This is a genomic window from Pseudomonas sp. 102515, assembly GCF_031085165.1.
Classification (GTDB): domain Bacteria; phylum Pseudomonadota; class Gammaproteobacteria; order Pseudomonadales; family Pseudomonadaceae; genus Chryseomonas.
The window spans coordinates 518,309-533,506 of sequence record NZ_JAVHTY010000004.1 but is presented as its reverse complement, the minus strand read 5'-3'; the positions used below and the strand labels follow the sequence as shown (position 1 = coordinate 533,506).

The window sequence follows — 15,198 nt, the reverse complement described above, 5'->3', positions numbered from 1 at the left end:
GTAAACTCCGCGTCCTCAAACATTTTCGCCTTGTTTGGCGCTAGCTCGCGAACCTCTGAACAGACGCTCAATGCGAATGCCGCGGCACCCCGCCTTCGCGGGCGATCACCTTGAGATGCAGGGTCGCCGGCTCCAGGCAGCCGCCAGTGGAGAGCTGGCCCACCAGTTGCCGGTAGAGTTCCTGCCAGGGGGTCTGGGCCGGCGGCAGGTTGGGGGTCCATTCGGCGCGGCGGCGTTCCAGTTCGGCGGCGTCCAGCAGCACATCGACGCGGCGGGCATTGAGGTCCACGCGCAGCCGGTCGTTGGTCTTGAGCAGCGCCAGGCCGCCGCCCACCGCCGCTTCCGGGGACATGTTGAGGATCGAGGGGCTGGCCGAGGTGCCGCTCTGGCGACCGTCGCCCAGGCACGGCAGAGAATCGACGCCCTTCTTGATCAGCGCCGCCGGGGGCGCCATGTTGACCACCTCGGCACTGCCCGGATAACCCACCGGGCCGGCGCCGCGGATCACCAGGATGCAGCGCTCGTCGATGTCCAGGGCCGGGTCGTCGATGCGCGCGTGGTAGTCCTCCGGGCCCTCGAAGACGACGGCCCGCGCCTCGAAGCTGTTTTCCTTGCCCGGTTCGGCCAGGTAGGTCTGGCGGAAGGCCTCGCCCACCACCGACATCTTCATGATGGCGCTATCGAAGAAGTTGCCGCTGAGCACGATGAAGCCGGCGCGGTGCTTGAGCGGCGCCTCGTAGGGCTGGATCACCGCGGGATCGGCACTGGCGGCGCCCTCGGCGATGCTGCCGATGGTCTTGCCGGAGACGGTCAGGCACTCGCCGTGCAGGCGCCCCGCCTTGAGCAGTTCGTGAAGCACCGCCGGTACCCCGCCGGCGCGGTGGAAGCCCTCGCCCAGGTACTTGCCGGCCGGCATGCAGTTGGCCAGCAGCGGGATGTCCTCGCCCAGGCGCTGCCAGTCGTCCAGCGACAGCTCGATGCCCATGTGCCGGGCGATGGCGATCAGGTGCGGCGGGCAGTTGCTGGAGGCGCCCAGGGCCGAGGCCACCACGATGGCGTTCTCGAAGGCCGCGCGGGTCATGATCTGCGAGGGGCGGACGTCGTCCAGCACCAGCTGGCAGATGCGCTTGCCGGTGGCATAGGCCATCTGGCCGCGTTCGCGGTAAGGCGCCGGGATGCTGGCGCAGCCGGGCAGCGACATGCCCAGGGTCTCGGCCAGGGCATTCATCGACAGGGCCGTGCCCATGGTGTTGCAGTGCCCCACCGAGGGCGAGGCGGCGGTGGTCAGGGCCATGAAGCCCTCGTAGTCGATCTCGCCGGTCGCCAGCAGGTTGCGCGCGTGCCAGAGCACGGTGCCGGAGCCGATCAGCTCGCCCTTGAAATGCCCGTCGAGCATGGGTCCGCCGGACAGCACGATGGCCGGCAGGTCGGTGGTGGCCGCGGCCATCAGGCAGGCCGGGGTGGTCTTGTCGCAGCCGGTGGTGAGCACCACGCCGTCCAGGGGGAAGCCATGGAGGATCTCCACCAGGCCGAGGTAGGCCAGGTTGCGATCCAGGGCCGCGGTGGGCCGGCGACTCTGCTCGGCGATGGGATGCACCGGAAATTCCATGGGGATGCCGCCCGCGTCGCGGATGCCGGCCTTGACCCGCTGGGCCAGTTCCAGGTGATGACGGTTGCAGGGCGTGAGATCGCTGCCGGTCTGGGCGATGCCGATGATGGGACGGCCGGACTGGAGTTCGTCGCGGGTCAGGCCGTAGTTCATGTAGCGCTCGACATAGAGCGCGGTCATGTCGGCGTGGGCAGGGTCATCGAACCAGAGCTGGCTGCGCAGCGGGCGTTTGGCGGAAGTCATGATGGTCTCTAGTTGTAATTAGGAAAGAGCGGTTAGCGGCCCAGCAGGCGACGGGCGGCCAGGTTGTGCATCAGGGCGCCGAGGCCGAAGCGCCAGGCCGGGGCCTGGTCGCTGGTGGTCACCCGGTTGTGCAGGGTCCCCAGCAGCGGACTGGCGATGCTCACCACGTCCCCCACCTTGTGGGTGAAGCCGCCGCCCGGGGCGTCACGGTCCTGGGTCGGGGCGAACAGGGTGCCGAGGAACAGCACGAAGCCGTCGGGATACTGGTGGTTGGCATTGAGGGTCTGGGCGGCGAGATCGGTGGGATCACGACTGATCTGCGCCATGGAGCTGCTGCCATTGAGCCGGAAGCCGTCTTCGCCCTGCACTTCCAGGGTCACCACGCACTGGCGGACCCGGTCGAGATCGAAGGTCTCGTCGAACAGGCGGATGAAGGGCCCCAGGGCGCAGGAGGCGTTGTTGTCCTTGGCCTTGCTCAGCAGCAGAGCACTGCGGCCCTCGATGTCGCGCAGGTTGACGTCATTGCCCAGGGTGGCGCCATGCAGGCGGCCGCGGCTGTCGGCCACCAGCACCACCTCGGGTTCGGGATTGTTCCACTGGGACACGGGGTGGATGCCGATGGCGCTGCCGCTGCCGACCGCGGCCAGCACCGGCGCCTTGGTGAAGATCTCGGCGTCCGGCCCGATGCCCACCTCCAGGTACTGCGACCACATGCCCTTCTCGATCAGCAGCGCCTTGAGCGCCTGGGCGCGCGGACTGCCCGGTTCCAGTCCCTGCAGGTCCGCACCGATCACCGCTTGCACCTGCTCGCGGATGGCCACGGCGCGCCCGGCATCGCCGCCGGCCTGCTCCTCGATCACCCGCTCCAGCATGCTCGCGGCAAAGGTCACCCCGGCGGCCTTGATCACCTGTAGATCGGCCGGTGGCAGCAGGTGCAGGCGGGCCGGATCGGCACGCTCGCCACTGTTGGCCAGCAGGTCGTCGAGGCTGCCGAGGTAGCGTCCGGGGGTGTCGCGCAACGCTTGCAGCGGGTCGGCCTCTTCGAACAGTGCGCTCAGCGTAGGGAAGCGTTCCGAGAGGTCGAAGACACCATCCTCGCGCAGCACCACGGGCGAGGGTCCGGACGGTTGACCGGGCACCCAGGCGCGGCCCACCAGGGTGCCGGCCAGGCCATCGGTGGGAAGGGTATTGGCAGGCGAGAGACGAAGGGACATAGGCAGGACTCCAAGGCTGATGGGTCCACGCTAGGCAGCCGGACTGATAAACTCAAATGGGCTTATTTCATCATTCGATAACCTGCGCTTATCGCCTGGGAGGCATGCGTGTCCGAGCCGTCGTTCAGCCAGATCTGCCACTGGCTCAAGTTTCGCCACCTGCTGCTGATCGACACCCTGGGGCGCACTCGCAACATGCACCTCGCGGCACAGCAGATGAATCTCAGCCAGCCGGCCATCAGCAAGATGCTCAAGGAGATCGAGCACCTGCTGGGCTTCGCCCTGTTCGAGCGCCAGCCGCGCAGCATGCCACCCACGGCGCTGGGCGAACACGTGCTGCGCTATGCCCGGGTGGCGCTCAACGATGCCCGCGACTTCGCCGAGCAGATCGACAGCCTTAGGCGCGGCGGCCACGGCCAGCTCAAGGTCGGCGGCATCTTCGCCGCCACGGCGGTGGCCCTGCCGCAGGCCATCGTCGCGATCAAGCAGCGCTGGCCGCTGCTGGCCATCGAGGTGGTGGAGCAGACCAGCGATCACCTGATGGCGATGCTCGACGACAAGCTGCTGCACCTGGCGGTGGCGCGCTTCACCGACGAAGCCCAGGCCCAGCGCTTCGACTTCCAGCCCCTGGCACCGGAGCCCTTCCGCTTCGTGGTCAACGCCGACCATCCGCTGGTGGGCAGTGGCCCCGTGGGCCTCGACCAGGTGCTGGCCTGGCCCTGGATCCTCTATCCCAAGGGCACGCCCATCCGCGGGCGCATGGAGCGGGCCTTCGCCGCCGCCGGCCTGCCGGTGCCAGGCAACACCATCGACACCATCTCCATGCAGACCTTTCTCCAGGTGCTGCACGCCGGCCCCATGATCGGCATGCTGCCGGAGGCCATGGTCGAGCCCTATCTCGCCAGCGGCGCGCTCAGTGCCCTGGAGCTGCCCTTGCACCTGCCGGCGCAGGACTACGGCATCCTCACCCGCAAGGGCGAACCCCTCGGCGAGGCGGCCCGGGAATTCGCCGCCATCCTGCTGAGCCATGCCGGTCGCGAAGAGTCCGCAAACTAGGGGCTTCGATAACGCGCCGTTATCGAATGATCCGCAAATGCCATTGGGAAAGAATCGCTCCCGCTCCTAGAGTGGCCTGGCGATTCAGACGGCCACCTGCATCCCCGGCCGCCTTCGACCTCTTCAATAACAACAACGGGCCCCAAGGCCCCGAAGGTCATTCCCATGTTCGAGACCACCGCTCCCCAGGGCGCCGCTGGCGACGCCTTCGAAGAACGCACCTATCGCAAGGTGGTGCTGCGCATCCTGCCGATCCTGCTGCTGTGCTACATCGCCGCCTACCTGGACCGGGTCAACGTTGGCTTCGCCAAGCTGGACATGCTCGACGACCTCGGCTTCAGCAACACCGTCTATGCCCTCGGCGCCAGCATGTTCTTCTGGGGCTACTTCCTCTTCGAGGTCCCCAGCAACCTGTTGCTGCACCGCTACGGCGCGCGCTTCTGGATCGCCCGCATCATGCTGACCTGGGCGATCATCTCCATGGCGGTGGCCTTCACCCAGCCGCTGGCGCACTTCTTCGGCCTGCAGTCGAGCACCCTCTTCTATGTGCTGCGCTTCCTGCTGGGCGTCTGCGAGGCGGGCTTCTTTCCCGGGGTGATCCTCTATCTCAACTACTGGTTCCCGACGCGCCGACAGAGTCGGGTGATGTCGGGCTTCCTCGTCGCCCTGCCCTTCAGCCTGAGCTTTGGCGGCGTGCTCTCCGGCTGGCTGATGAGCAGCCTGCACAACTGGCACGGCCTGGCTGGCTGGCAGTGGATGCTGCTGGTGGAAGGGGTGCCCTCGATCATCATGGCGGTGGTGGTGTTCTGCTGCCTGAGCGACAACATCGACAAGGCACCCTGGCTGGACGCCCGGGAAAAGGCCCTGCTCAAGCGCAACCTGGAGCAGCAGAACGCCGGCAAGGCCTCGCGGCTCAGCGAGGTGTTCTTCAACCCGCGGGTCTGGCTGCTGGTGTTCATCCTGCTGACCTTCAACACCGGCTTCTATGGCCTGGCCTTCTGGATGCCCTCGATCATCAAGAACGCCGGGGTCAGCGGCAGCCTGCAGATCGGCCTGCTCACCGCCATCCCCTACAGCGTCGCCCTGGTGGTCATGCTGCTCAACGCCCGCCACTCGGCACGCACCGGCGAGCAGCGGCTGCATGCGGCGGTGCCGGCCTTCGTCGGCGCCCTGGGCCTGGTGTTGAGCGCCTGGTTCATCCACAACATCGTGCTGTCGATCTTCTTCCTCACCGTGGCCGCCTCGGGCCTGCTGGCACTGATGCCGATCTTCTGGTCGCTACCCGGCACCCTGCTCTCCGGCGTCGCCGCCGCGGCGGGCATCGGCATGATCAACGCCATCGGCAACCTCTCCGGCTTCACCGGCTCCATGATCACCGCCACCATGGAAACCCTCACCGGCGACATCAACAACGGCACCTATGTGCTCGGCGCCTGCCTGTTCGTCAGCGGCCTGCTGATCCTGGCGATCCCGGCCTCGATGCTGCAGCGCACGCCGACCGCCGTGCCGCTCGACCTCAAGACCGCCTAGCCCACCTCGGGCACGGCCGAGCGCCCGACACCCGTGGCGCTCGGGCGGCCAATCCCCAAGGCCATCAGCGCCGCCAGCAGACCGGTCAGGCCGGCCAGCACCAGGGCTTCCTGGTAGGAGCCGAAGTGCTCGCGCAGGGCACCGGCGAGGAAGGCCGCGCAGGCGGCGCCGAGCATGTGGCCGCAGAACACCCAGCCGAACACCACCGGCGCGCTCCTTTCACCAAAGCTCTGGTTGGTCAGCTTGACCGTGGGCGGCACGGTGGCGATCCAGTCCAGCCCGTAGAATATGCCGAACAGCAGCAGTTGCTCGGGGGCGAAGCCGGAGAACGGCAGGTAGATCAGCGAGAGGCCGCGCAGGCTGTAGTAGACGAACAGCAGCCGGCGCGGATCGTATCTGTCGGTCAGCCAGCCGGAGGCGGTGGTGCCTACCAGGTCGAAGATGCCCATCAGCGCGAGGATGCCGGCGGCCTGTACCTGGGACAGCCCGTGGTCGTGGCCCATGGCGATGAAGTGGGTGCCGATCAGGCCATTGGTGGTGAAGCCGCAGACGAAGAAGGTCAGGAACAGTAGCCAGAAATCGCGCCGCCGACTGGCAATGGCCAGGGTGCCGAGGGTCACGCGAAACAGGTTGCCCGGTGCGGAGGCCGCTGGCGCCTGGTAGTCCTCCGGGGCGCCATGGGGCCGCAGGCCGACGTCCGCCGGACGCTCCGGCAGCAGCCAGGCCACCAGCGGGATCAGGGCGGCGCTGGCCACCGCCACCGTCAGCACCACGGTCTGCCAGCCTTCCTGACTGGCGAGGTGAGCCAGCAGCGGCAGGAACACCAGATTGCCGGTGGCGGTACTGGCCGCCAGGAGACCCATCATCAGGCCACGGCGGGCGACGAACCAGCGATTGACGATGGCGGCGCCCAGCACCATGGCCACGCAGCCGGTGCCCAGTCCACTGAGCACGCCCCAGGTGGCCACCAGGTGCCAAGGCTCGCGCATCAGGGTGCTCAGGGCGGTGGCCAGGCTGATCAGGGTCAGGCCGCCGAGCAGGGTGCGGCGGATGCCCAGGGTCTGCATCAGGGCGGCGGCGAAGGGGCCGACCAGGCCATAGAGAAAGATGCCGATGGCGGCGGCAAGCGACACCGTCTCGCGACTCCAGCCAAAGGTGTCCTGCAGCGGCAGCAGCAGTACGCCGGGGGTGGACCTCACCCCGGCCGAGACCAGCAGGGCGAGAAAGATCAGTGCCAGGACGACGAAGACATAGCGCTGGCCGAGGGCGGAGGGTGTGGTCATGGTGATCATCCCGGATCGAGGAGGAATGACCTGAGTATCGCAGCGCTCGCGCCTTGGCGCTGGTCAAGCTGCCCCACGGATCTGGCCAGAATAGAGTGGTGGAGTGCCGGGGCTCTGTCACGTTGGGCTTCGCGTTGCTCAACCCAACCTACGCAAAGCACCTGTAGGTTGGCGCTGGGCGCAGCGAAGCCCAACACCTCGATTCAACCGATCGCCCGCAACTCTTCGGCCAGCCGCTGCGCCAGCCAGCGCGCAGCCGGCCCCGGCGCGGCATTGCGGCGCCAGGCCAGCTCTACGACCAGCGCCGGCGGTACCCAGTCGCAGTCCAGCTCGGCCAGCAGGCCCTGATAGGAGGGATAGCGTGCCACGTGCCGCGGCAGCCAGCCCCAGCCCAGGCCGCGCATCAACAATTCGGCGAGCAGGTAGAAGCTGTCGGCGCGCCAGACCTGGGGGGCGATCTGCTCGCCGCCGGGATAGGGACTCTCCAGCGGCGCGATCAGCAGCTGGCGATGGCGGGCCAGTTCGCGCCGCCCCACGCCGTGCTGGCGGGCCAGGGGATGCTGGGTACCGCAGGCGGTGACCTGGGCGACATCGCCCAGGGCCTGGCGCTCCAGGGCCTGGGGCATGTGCTCATGGCGAAACAGCAGGCCGAGGTCGGCCTGGTCGGTCAGCAGCTTGCGCGCCACATCGCCCTGGGCGCCGCTGGTGAGCTGGACTTCCAGGTGCGGGAAGGCCACGGCCAGGGCGTCCAGGGCATCGAGCACCGGCTGGTAGGGCATGGCCTCGTCCAGGGCCAGGCGCAACAGCGGTTCCTGTCCGGCACAGAGGGCCTGGGCCCGGCTGTCCAGGCGCTGGCACTGGCGCAGGACCTCGCGCGCCTCCTCCAGCAGGGCCAGACCGGCCGCGGTGATGACCGGCGTGCGGCCCTTGCTGCGCACGAACAGCGCCACGCCCAGATCGGTTTCCAGCAGGGCAATGGCCGAGCTGATCGCCGATTGCGCCCGTCCCAGACGCCGCGCCATGGCCGAGAAACTCGCGCCCTCGGCGATGCCGACGAAGATCTCCAGCTGCTCCAGACTCCACTGCACGACCCATCTCCCTATCAGATAGGTATCAACTTTCACCTATCGTTTTGAAAGGCACAATGAGGCATTCGACAGGAGGAATCATCATGAGCGGATACATCTACCTGGCCATCGCCATCGCCGCCGAAGTCGTCGCCACCACCTCCATGAAGGCCATCAGTGGCTTCAGCAAGCCCCTGCCGCTGATCCTGGTCATCAGCGGCTACGCCCTGGCCTTCTGGATGCTGACCCTGGTGGTGCGCAGCATCCCGGTGGGCATCGCCTACGCCATCTGGGCCGGGCTGGGCATCGTGCTGGTGAGTATCGCCGCGGCCTTTCTCTACGACCAGAAGCTCGACCTGCCGGCCCTGCTGGGCATGGGGCTGATCGTTGCCGGCGTGGTGGTGATCCAGCTGTTTTCCGGCAGCACCGGGCATTGAGACCAGCGGTGGCGAGGAGCGTGTAAAATCGTCTCTTTGCCGATCATCCGAGCAGGCCGTTCATGTCCCAACCCTGGTCCACCGATATCCTCATCGTCGGCGGCGGCGTCGCCGGCCTCTGGCTCAACGCCCGCCTCAGACGCGCCGGCTACGCCACCGTGCTGGTGGAGACCGGCGCCCTGGGCGGCGGCCAGAGCGGCAAGTCCCAGGGCATCATCCATGGCGGCACCAAGTACGCCCTCACCGGGATGCTCACCGGTGCTTCCGAGGCCATCGCCGACATGCCGCGGCGCTGGCGCGAGAGCCTGGCCGGTAGCGGTGAGCTGGATCTCTCCGGCGTGCGCCTGCTCTCCGAAGCCCACTACCTCTGGTCGCCGGGTAGCCTGGCCGGCAACCTCACCAGCTTCTTCGCCAGCAAGGCGGTGCGCGGCCGGGTGGATGCGGTCAAGGGCGATGAACTGCCCCCGGCCCTGCGCGACCGCGCGTTCAAGGGCAAGGTCTATCGCCTGGCCGAACTGGTGCTGGACGTGCCCAGCCTGGTCACGCGCCTCGCCGAGCTGGCCGGCGACAGCCTGCTGGCCGGCCATGAGCTGCACCCCCTGCGCGAAGCCGGCGAATTGACCGGCCTGGTGGTGGACGGACAATCCATCCGCGCCCGACGCATCGTGCTCACCGCCGGCGCCGGCATGGCCGATCTGCTCCAGGCGCTCCATCTCGAACAACCGGCCATGCAGCGCCGACCGCTGCACATGGTGGTGGTCAAGGGCCCCATGCTCAAACCCCTCTATGCCCACTGCCTGGGCGGCGGCCCCAAGCCGCGGGTGACCATCACCAGCCACCCCACCGCCGATGGCCAGTGGCTGTGGTACCTGGGTGGCGACCTGGCCGAGGCCGAGGGCGTGGCGCGCGAACCCCAGGCGCAGATCGCCGCGGCGCGAGAGGAATTGCAGCGCCTGCTGCCCTGGATCGACTTCGCTGGCGCCCAGTGGGCGACCCTCAGGGTGGACCGCGCCGAGCCGGCGCAATCCGGGCTGGTGCGGCCGGACAACGCCTTCCTCGCCGAGGAGGGGCGCCTGCTGGTGGGCTGGCCGACCAAGCTGGCCCTGTCGCCGGACCTGGCCGACCGCGTGCTGGCCAATCTCGACCGCGACGGTATCGCGCCCGGGCAGCACCCCGCCCTGCCCGCCCATCCGCAACCGCCGGTGGCCGCGCCCTTCTGGGAGGAGCTGCTGCCATGAGTCTGCGCACTCTGCACGGTCTGCAGCGTCCGCTGGGCAGCACCGGTCTCGAGATCTCCCCGCTGGGCCTGGGCACGGTCAAGTTCGGCCGCGACCAGGGCGTGAAGTATCCCAATGGCTTCACCATCCCCGACGACCGCAGCGCCGCCGATCTGCTCAGCCTGGCCCGCGAGCTGGGCATCAACCTGCTGGACACCGCGCCGGCCTATGGCCGCAGCGAAGAGCGCCTGGGGCCGCTGCTGCGTGGCCAGCGCCAGCACTGGGTGATCGCCAGCAAGGTCGGCGAGGAATTCACCGATGGCCTGTCCAGCTTCGACTTCAGCCCGGCCCATACCCGCCGCTCGGTGGAACGCAGCCTCAAACGCCTGGAAACCGACTGGCTGGACCTGGTGCTGGTGCATTCCGATGGCAACGATCTGAGCATTCTCCAAGACAGCCGCTGCTACGAGACCCTGGCCGAGCTCAAGCGCGAAGGCCTGATCCGCGCCTTCGGCTTTTCCGGCAAGACCGTCGCCGGCGGCCTCAAGGCCTTGGAGCGCGGCGACTGCGCCATGGTCACCTTCAACCTCAACGAAGACGCCGAGATCCCGGTGATCCAGGCCGCCGCTGCCCAGGGCAAGGGCATCCTGATCAAGAAGGCCCTGGCCAGCGGCCACGCCGTACTCGGTGCCGGCCAGGATCCAGTGCGGGCCAGCTTCGCCCGGGTGTTCGGCGAGCCGGGGGTGAGCAGTGCGATAGTCGGCACTATCGATCCCCTGCACCTGTCACATAATGTCCGTACCCTGGCCGAAGTGATCACCGCTCGGCCCTGATCCAGAGCGTTTCGCAGAACCCTTGCCTTCGTCCGCTGGACGTCCCTGCCCGCTCGCCCGGGACGGCGCGTCCGCGGCATACAACAAACAGGAGTCGGCCATGCCCCAGCTCATCGCCCGCCACAATCCGAAGGCGTTCAAGACCCTGCCCCTTTCGGTCGAGGCCAACCATGACGGCCTCACCTACCAGGCCCTCGGCCAACCATTGAATTTCAGCGAGATGCTGGAGCGACGCAAGCCCATCGAGATCGACGATGCCCAGCACTTCAGCGCCAGGCTCGCCAACCTGGGCGTCTCGGTGCGCCTGACGCTGAACTGGCAAGGCCAGGACCACTGGCTGCTGGTGCGCCAGCGCCGGCCCGACCGAGGCGACGTGGTGCTCAAGCTGATCTCCGGTTATATCCCGACCCACGAACTGGCCCTGCCGCTGCTCACCGCCGTGCAGGAGGTGGCCGAGGAGTGCCTGATCGAGACGCCACGCGGCTGGCTGGCCGGGCGCTTCGCCGACACCTGGCTGCCGACGCCCTATGCCCCGGCCCTGCCCTATCGCGAGGACGTGGCCTTCCGCCTGACCCCGCGCTCGGGGGCGGCGCGGCCGGTGCGCTGCGGCAGCCTGGCGCTGCTGGAGCGTCCGCGCGCCTATGTGCACACCCCCACCGCCTCGCTGCAGCTGGTCTATGACCTGCTGCTGGAGCTGCCCAAGGAGTGCAAGGCGCCGAGTCTGTTCCACGTCGACGAGAAGATCGAGAACGGCCAGTTGCTGGCGCGCCTGGCCCGCCAGCGCCCGGATCTCTACCTGGTCGCCCTGGACGACGGCAAGCCCACCGGCGAGCTCTATACCCTGTCGGCCGGCCAGCGCCTGCCGGTGTCGACCCGCGGCCTCTGGCTGTCGGAAAGCTTCGCCCGCCAGGACGGCTGGCTGGTCCACGACAGCCGGGTGCGCTGGCGTGACTGGCTGGAGCGCATGGCGCCCCAGAGCGCCCTGCAGCGGGCCTAGCGCACGAGGGGAATCAATCGCCGCCCGCGCGACGTTCGCCGACGCCGCCACCGGCCGCGGCCTGGACACGGCCGGCTAGCCGGGAAAAGGGCAAGGTCTGGATCCACACCGTGCCGTGCCCGCTCAGGGTCGCCAGCACCAGGCCTTCGCCGCCGAACAGCATGCTGCGCAGGCCACCGGCCAGCTTGATGTTGTAGTCGATGCCGCTGGTGAAACCCACCAGGCAACCGGTATCCAGGCGCAGGGTCTCGCCCCTGAGTTCCTTGCGGACCACCGTACCGCCGGCATGCACGAAGGCCATGCCATCACCCTCCAGCCGCTGCAGGATGAAGCCCTCGCCACCAAAGAAGCCGGCGCCCAGGCGCCGGGTGAAGGCCACGCCGATGCGAGTACCCTTGGCCGCGCAGAGAAAGGAATCGCGTTGGCAGAACAGGGTGCCGCCCAGGCTCGCAAGATGCAGGGGCACCACCTGCCCCGGATAGGGCGCGGCAAAGGCGACGTGGCGCTTCTCGCGCCCTTCGTTGGTGAAGTGGGTCATGAACAGCGACTCGCCGCCGAGCATCCGCTTGCCGGCGCCCCAGAGCTTGCCGAGCAAGCCAGCGGAGCCGTCGCCCATGCGCGCGGTGAAGTCGATGTCGGCCTCCATGTAGGTCATGGCACCGGCCTCGGCGATCACCGTCTCGCCGGGATCGAGGCCGATCTCCACCGCCTGCAGGGATTCGCCGAGGATGCGATGGTCGAGGATATGGCTGGCCATGGGAGTTTCCTGTACCGCTGTGGGGGTGCTCAGCCTAGCAGCGATGGAAAGGGTTGGCGTGGTAGGCCCGGCGCCAGCGGTGGCTTGGGTAGCGTGAAAAATGGGGTAGAAGGTTCAACTGGGATGCTGGCTTGGTCTTTACCTCCAAGAGATCGCGGCCATGGGCCGCTCCTACGGGCAGGACTAAGCTGGATGGGGTAGAGATTGCCATGGCCGCGACTGTAACCGAACTTCGTGCTCCAGTTTCCCTCGCCCCAGCCCTCTCCCGGAGGGGGAGGAGGCGCTCGTGTAGGTTGGGCTGAGCGCAGCGGAGCCCAACAGGGGCAGGTTCAACCATGGACCGCTGGGCTTCGACGATGGAGCCGTTTCAACCCAACCTACGTGGGCCAGTCAGACGTCTCGCAGCTCGCCGGCGAAGCGCTCCAGACGTCTACGCAGGCGCTGGTTCTCGCGACGCAGCTCTTCCACCTCATCCAGCAGATGCAGGGCCAGGGCGGTCGCGGACCAGTCCAGGTCCAATTCGTGGCGCAGACGTACAGCCCGACGGGCGCGGTGCAGGGCGCCGGTGTCAAAATGCCACTCGGCCGGGCGCTTGCCGCGCTGGGGAGCCAGGATGCCGTGCTCGACGATCTCTACCACCACGGGCTCGCTCACCTCGCAGAGCACGCAGAATTCCTGCAGGACGATCAGACTGCTCATCAGACTTTCCTCCAGTCTTGGCGGGGATCGAAGGCCGCCCGCTCGGCCAGTTGGCGCCACAGCGCCTGGGTTTCTTCATCGCCCTTCGGCGGCATCACGACCTTGAGCAGCGCGTGGAGATCGCCCTGCCCTCCCTTGCCAGCCAGGCCCTTGCCTCGTACCCGCAGGCGTGCGCCACTCTGGCTGCCGGGCGGAATGCTCAGCATGATCTGGCCATCCAGGGTAGGTACCTGCACCTTGGCGCCCAGGGCTGCTTCCCAGGGGGCGAGGGGTACGCTGACCACCAGGTCCTGACCGTCGACATCGAACAGTGGATGAGGCACCAGCCGGATGACCAGGTACAGATCGCCTGCCTCCGCGCCACCGATGCCCGGCTCGCCCTGCCCCTTCAGGCGGATACGCTCGCCGTCGGTGCTGCCGGCGGGAATCTTGACGTTGAGTGTCTTGGTGGTCTCGCCGACGCGCCGGCCCAGCTCGTCGCGCTGCGGCAACGAAAAGCTCAGCGGCTTGCTACTTCCGGCCTGGCTCTCTTCGAGAAACAGCGGCAGTTCCAGTTCGATGTCGCGGCCACGGCGAGCGAAGCCACCCTGCTGCGAGCGTCCGGCAGCGCCGAACAGCGACTCGAAGAAATCGGAATAGTCCTGGCCAAAGCCGGCGTGGGGATCGCTGTAGTCGGCGCCCGACCCCGGCTGCCAGTCTGGCGGCACCTGGAAGCGCTCGCCTTGCTGCTGATAGCGGCGAACCTGATCGTATTCGGCGCGTTTGTGTGGATCGCGCAGGACGTCATAGGCCTCGGCCACCGCCTTGAAGCGAGCCTCGGCATCGGCCTCCTTGCTCACGTCCGGGTGGTACTTGCGCGCCAGCTTGCGATAGGTGGTCTTGAGGGTCTTGTCGTCGACGTCGGGGGCGACGCCGAGCACCTCGTAGTAGTCCTTGAAGTCCATCGTGGTCTCCAGTGGGGGGCTCTCCTAGAGACCGCGATGCGGGCACCGGGGTTGCACGCAGCCGGTCAGTCGCCTCGCTTGCGAAAGGCCAGGCTGCCGGCCAGCACCGTGAAGGTCGCCACCAGGGCTACCAGGATCCAGAAGCCGTGAGGTGAATCGGAGAGCGGGATGCCACCGACGTTCATGCCGAAGAAGCCGGCGATGATGTTGATCGGCAGGGCTAGCACCGTGACCAGGGTCAGGGTGAACAGCGTGCGGTTGGTTTGCTCGGCGGAGGCGGCGGCGATCTCTTCCTGCAGCAGCTTGAGCCGCTCCACCAGGGCGGCGAGGTCGTCCAGCACCCGGTCGAATTCCTCGGTGGCCTCGCGCAGGGTCTGGATGTCGTCGCGCCGCAGCCAGGCCGGTGGGCGATTGAGCAGGCGCAGCAAGGAACCCGGCTCCAGGGCCAGTAGCCGCTGCAAACGCACCAGTGCCCGCCGCAGGCCGCCCAGTTCGGCGCGACTGGCGGACAGTCGCTGGGACAGCAGGCGATCCTCGATGGCATCCACCTTGACCGTGGTGTCGCGGATGATGCCGGTCAGCACATCGGCCTGGTCACGCAGCAGGTGCACCAGCAGCGCCAGGGTGGAGCCGAAGCCCTCGCCGCGACGTACCGCATGACGCAGGCGATCCACCGAGCGCAGTGGCTGGGCGCGGGCGGTCACCAGCAGTCCCGGGCGGGCGCAGGCCCAGAGGGTGGCGACGTCCACCGAGACCTGACCGTAGGCCAGGGTCACGTCGTTCACCACCCCCAGCAGGGTGTCGTCGGCCGGCTCCAGCCGGGTCGAATGGGAGCCGGCGTGCAGGGATTCGAAGAATTCCTCGGGCAGCCCCAGGTGCTCGCGCATCCAGCGCTCGGCGGCGGCGTGGGCCAGGTTGAAGTGCAGCCAGCGGAAACCGCCCTCTTCCGCGTCCCAGGGGTCTTCCGGCGCCATGGTCAGGGCCCGCCCCGGCTGACCGGAGGTGAAATGGTAGGCGTAGAGCAGCCCCAGCCGTTCGGCGGCCGGATGCAGGGGAATCAGGGTGTTGGTCATGGCTACCTGCAAAGGGACGCGACATCAGGGCTCTTTAAGAGCCTGTTCAAAGCCTGCTGCGCGTCGGCCAAACAGCGTTGAAAACGCCCTCGGAATGCTCATTTACCCTTCGTAAATTCCGCTTCCTCAGCCCTTTTCGCCTTGTTTGGCTCTAGCTCGCTAGACTCTGAACAGGCTCTTAGCAGGTCCGGATGAACCTTTGATGACAGAGCCCCGGTCGGCAGGAGCCAGCGGCGCCC

The 15,198-nt window shown here is 67.9% G+C and carries 14 protein-coding genes; 6 read left to right on the top strand and 8 right to left on the bottom strand.

Annotation, left to right across the window (positions count from 1 at the left end; translation table 11 throughout):
• Nucleotides 1-67: 67 nt before the first annotated feature.
• Together RCF34_RS18060 and RCF34_RS18055 are read right to left on the bottom strand one after the other, a co-directional pair.
• The gene (locus RCF34_RS18060; protein ID WP_308709399.1) at nt 68-1,852 is read right to left on the bottom strand and encodes an IlvD/Edd family dehydratase; all 1,785 of its coding nucleotides are present in this window, start codon (nt 1,850-1,852) and stop codon (nt 68-70) included.
• Between the two features lie 32 nt (nt 1,853-1,884).
• Entirely contained in the window at nt 1,885-3,066 is a 1,182-nt protein-coding gene (locus tag RCF34_RS18055; RefSeq protein WP_308709398.1) for a fumarylacetoacetate hydrolase family protein, read from the bottom strand.
• 108 nt (nt 3,067-3,174) lie between these two features.
• Here RCF34_RS18055 and RCF34_RS18050 point away from each other — a divergent pair, with 108 nt between their 5' ends.
• Both RCF34_RS18050 and RCF34_RS18045 read left to right on the top strand, forming a co-directional pair.
• A complete protein-coding gene (locus RCF34_RS18050; protein WP_308709397.1) occupies nt 3,175-4,122 on the top strand; it encodes a LysR family transcriptional regulator in 948 nt (315 codons plus the stop codon).
• Between the two features lie 165 nt (nt 4,123-4,287).
• Entirely contained in the window at nt 4,288-5,652 is a 1,365-nt protein-coding gene (locus tag RCF34_RS18045; RefSeq protein WP_308709396.1) for an MFS transporter, read from the top strand.
• On the opposite strand, the gene RCF34_RS18040 is transcribed toward RCF34_RS18045, so the two are convergent.
• Both RCF34_RS18040 and RCF34_RS18035 read right to left on the bottom strand, forming a co-directional pair.
• Nucleotides 5,649-6,935 carry an MFS transporter gene (locus RCF34_RS18040; RefSeq protein ID WP_308709395.1) on the bottom strand — a complete coding sequence of 429 codons (1,287 nt, stop codon included), beginning with the start codon at nt 6,933-6,935 and terminating at the stop codon, nt 5,649-5,651. The genes RCF34_RS18045 and RCF34_RS18040 overlap by 4 nt on opposite strands.
• Nucleotides 6,936-7,138: 203 nt before the next feature.
• Nucleotides 7,139-8,023 carry a LysR family transcriptional regulator gene (locus tag RCF34_RS18035; protein WP_308709394.1) on the bottom strand — a complete coding sequence of 295 codons (885 nt, stop codon included), beginning with the start codon at nt 8,021-8,023 and terminating at the stop codon, nt 7,139-7,141.
• A gap of 83 nt (nt 8,024-8,106) precedes the next feature.
• Between RCF34_RS18035 and RCF34_RS18030 the strand changes: the two genes are divergently transcribed.
• From RCF34_RS18030 to RCF34_RS18015, 4 genes are all read left to right on the top strand, one after another.
• Nucleotides 8,107-8,439 (top strand): SMR family transporter, encoded by a 333-nt coding sequence (locus RCF34_RS18030; protein ID WP_308709393.1) that lies wholly within the window; start codon nt 8,107-8,109, stop codon nt 8,437-8,439.
• Nucleotides 8,440-8,501: 62 nt separating this feature from the next.
• Nucleotides 8,502-9,677, top strand: a complete 1,176-nt coding sequence (locus tag RCF34_RS18025; protein WP_308709392.1) for an FAD-dependent oxidoreductase — start codon at nt 8,502-8,504, stop codon at nt 9,675-9,677.
• On the top strand, nt 9,674-10,489 hold the full coding sequence (locus RCF34_RS18020) for an aldo/keto reductase (protein WP_308709391.1): 816 nt from the start codon (nt 9,674-9,676) through the stop codon (nt 10,487-10,489). Before RCF34_RS18025 ends, RCF34_RS18020 begins: the two co-directional genes overlap by 4 nt.
• Before the next feature lie 100 nt (nt 10,490-10,589).
• The gene (locus RCF34_RS18015; RefSeq protein WP_007162117.1) at nt 10,590-11,486 is read left to right on the top strand and encodes a hypothetical protein; all 897 of its coding nucleotides are present in this window, start codon (nt 10,590-10,592) and stop codon (nt 11,484-11,486) included.
• Between the two features lie 13 nt (nt 11,487-11,499).
• Here RCF34_RS18015 and RCF34_RS18010 read toward each other — a convergent pair whose 3' ends face one another.
• From RCF34_RS18010 to RCF34_RS17995, 4 genes are all read right to left on the bottom strand, one after another.
• Nucleotides 11,500-12,243 (bottom strand): TIGR00266 family protein, encoded by a 744-nt coding sequence (locus tag RCF34_RS18010; RefSeq protein WP_308709390.1) that lies wholly within the window; start codon nt 12,241-12,243, stop codon nt 11,500-11,502.
• 390 nt (nt 12,244-12,633) lie between these two features.
• Nucleotides 12,634-12,942 carry a chaperone modulator CbpM gene (locus RCF34_RS18005; RefSeq protein WP_017640778.1) on the bottom strand — a complete coding sequence of 103 codons (309 nt, stop codon included), beginning with the start codon at nt 12,940-12,942 and terminating at the stop codon, nt 12,634-12,636.
• Nucleotides 12,942-13,886, bottom strand: coding sequence for a curved DNA-binding protein (cbpA, locus tag RCF34_RS18000; RefSeq protein WP_308709389.1), 945 nt, complete (start codon nt 13,884-13,886; stop codon nt 12,942-12,944). Before cbpA ends, RCF34_RS18005 begins: the two co-directional genes overlap by 1 nt.
• Nucleotides 13,887-13,951: 65 nt before the next feature.
• Nucleotides 13,952-14,959, bottom strand: coding sequence for a transporter (locus tag RCF34_RS17995; RefSeq protein WP_308709388.1), 1,008 nt, complete (start codon nt 14,957-14,959; stop codon nt 13,952-13,954).
• Nucleotides 14,960-15,198: the final 239 nt, after the last annotated feature.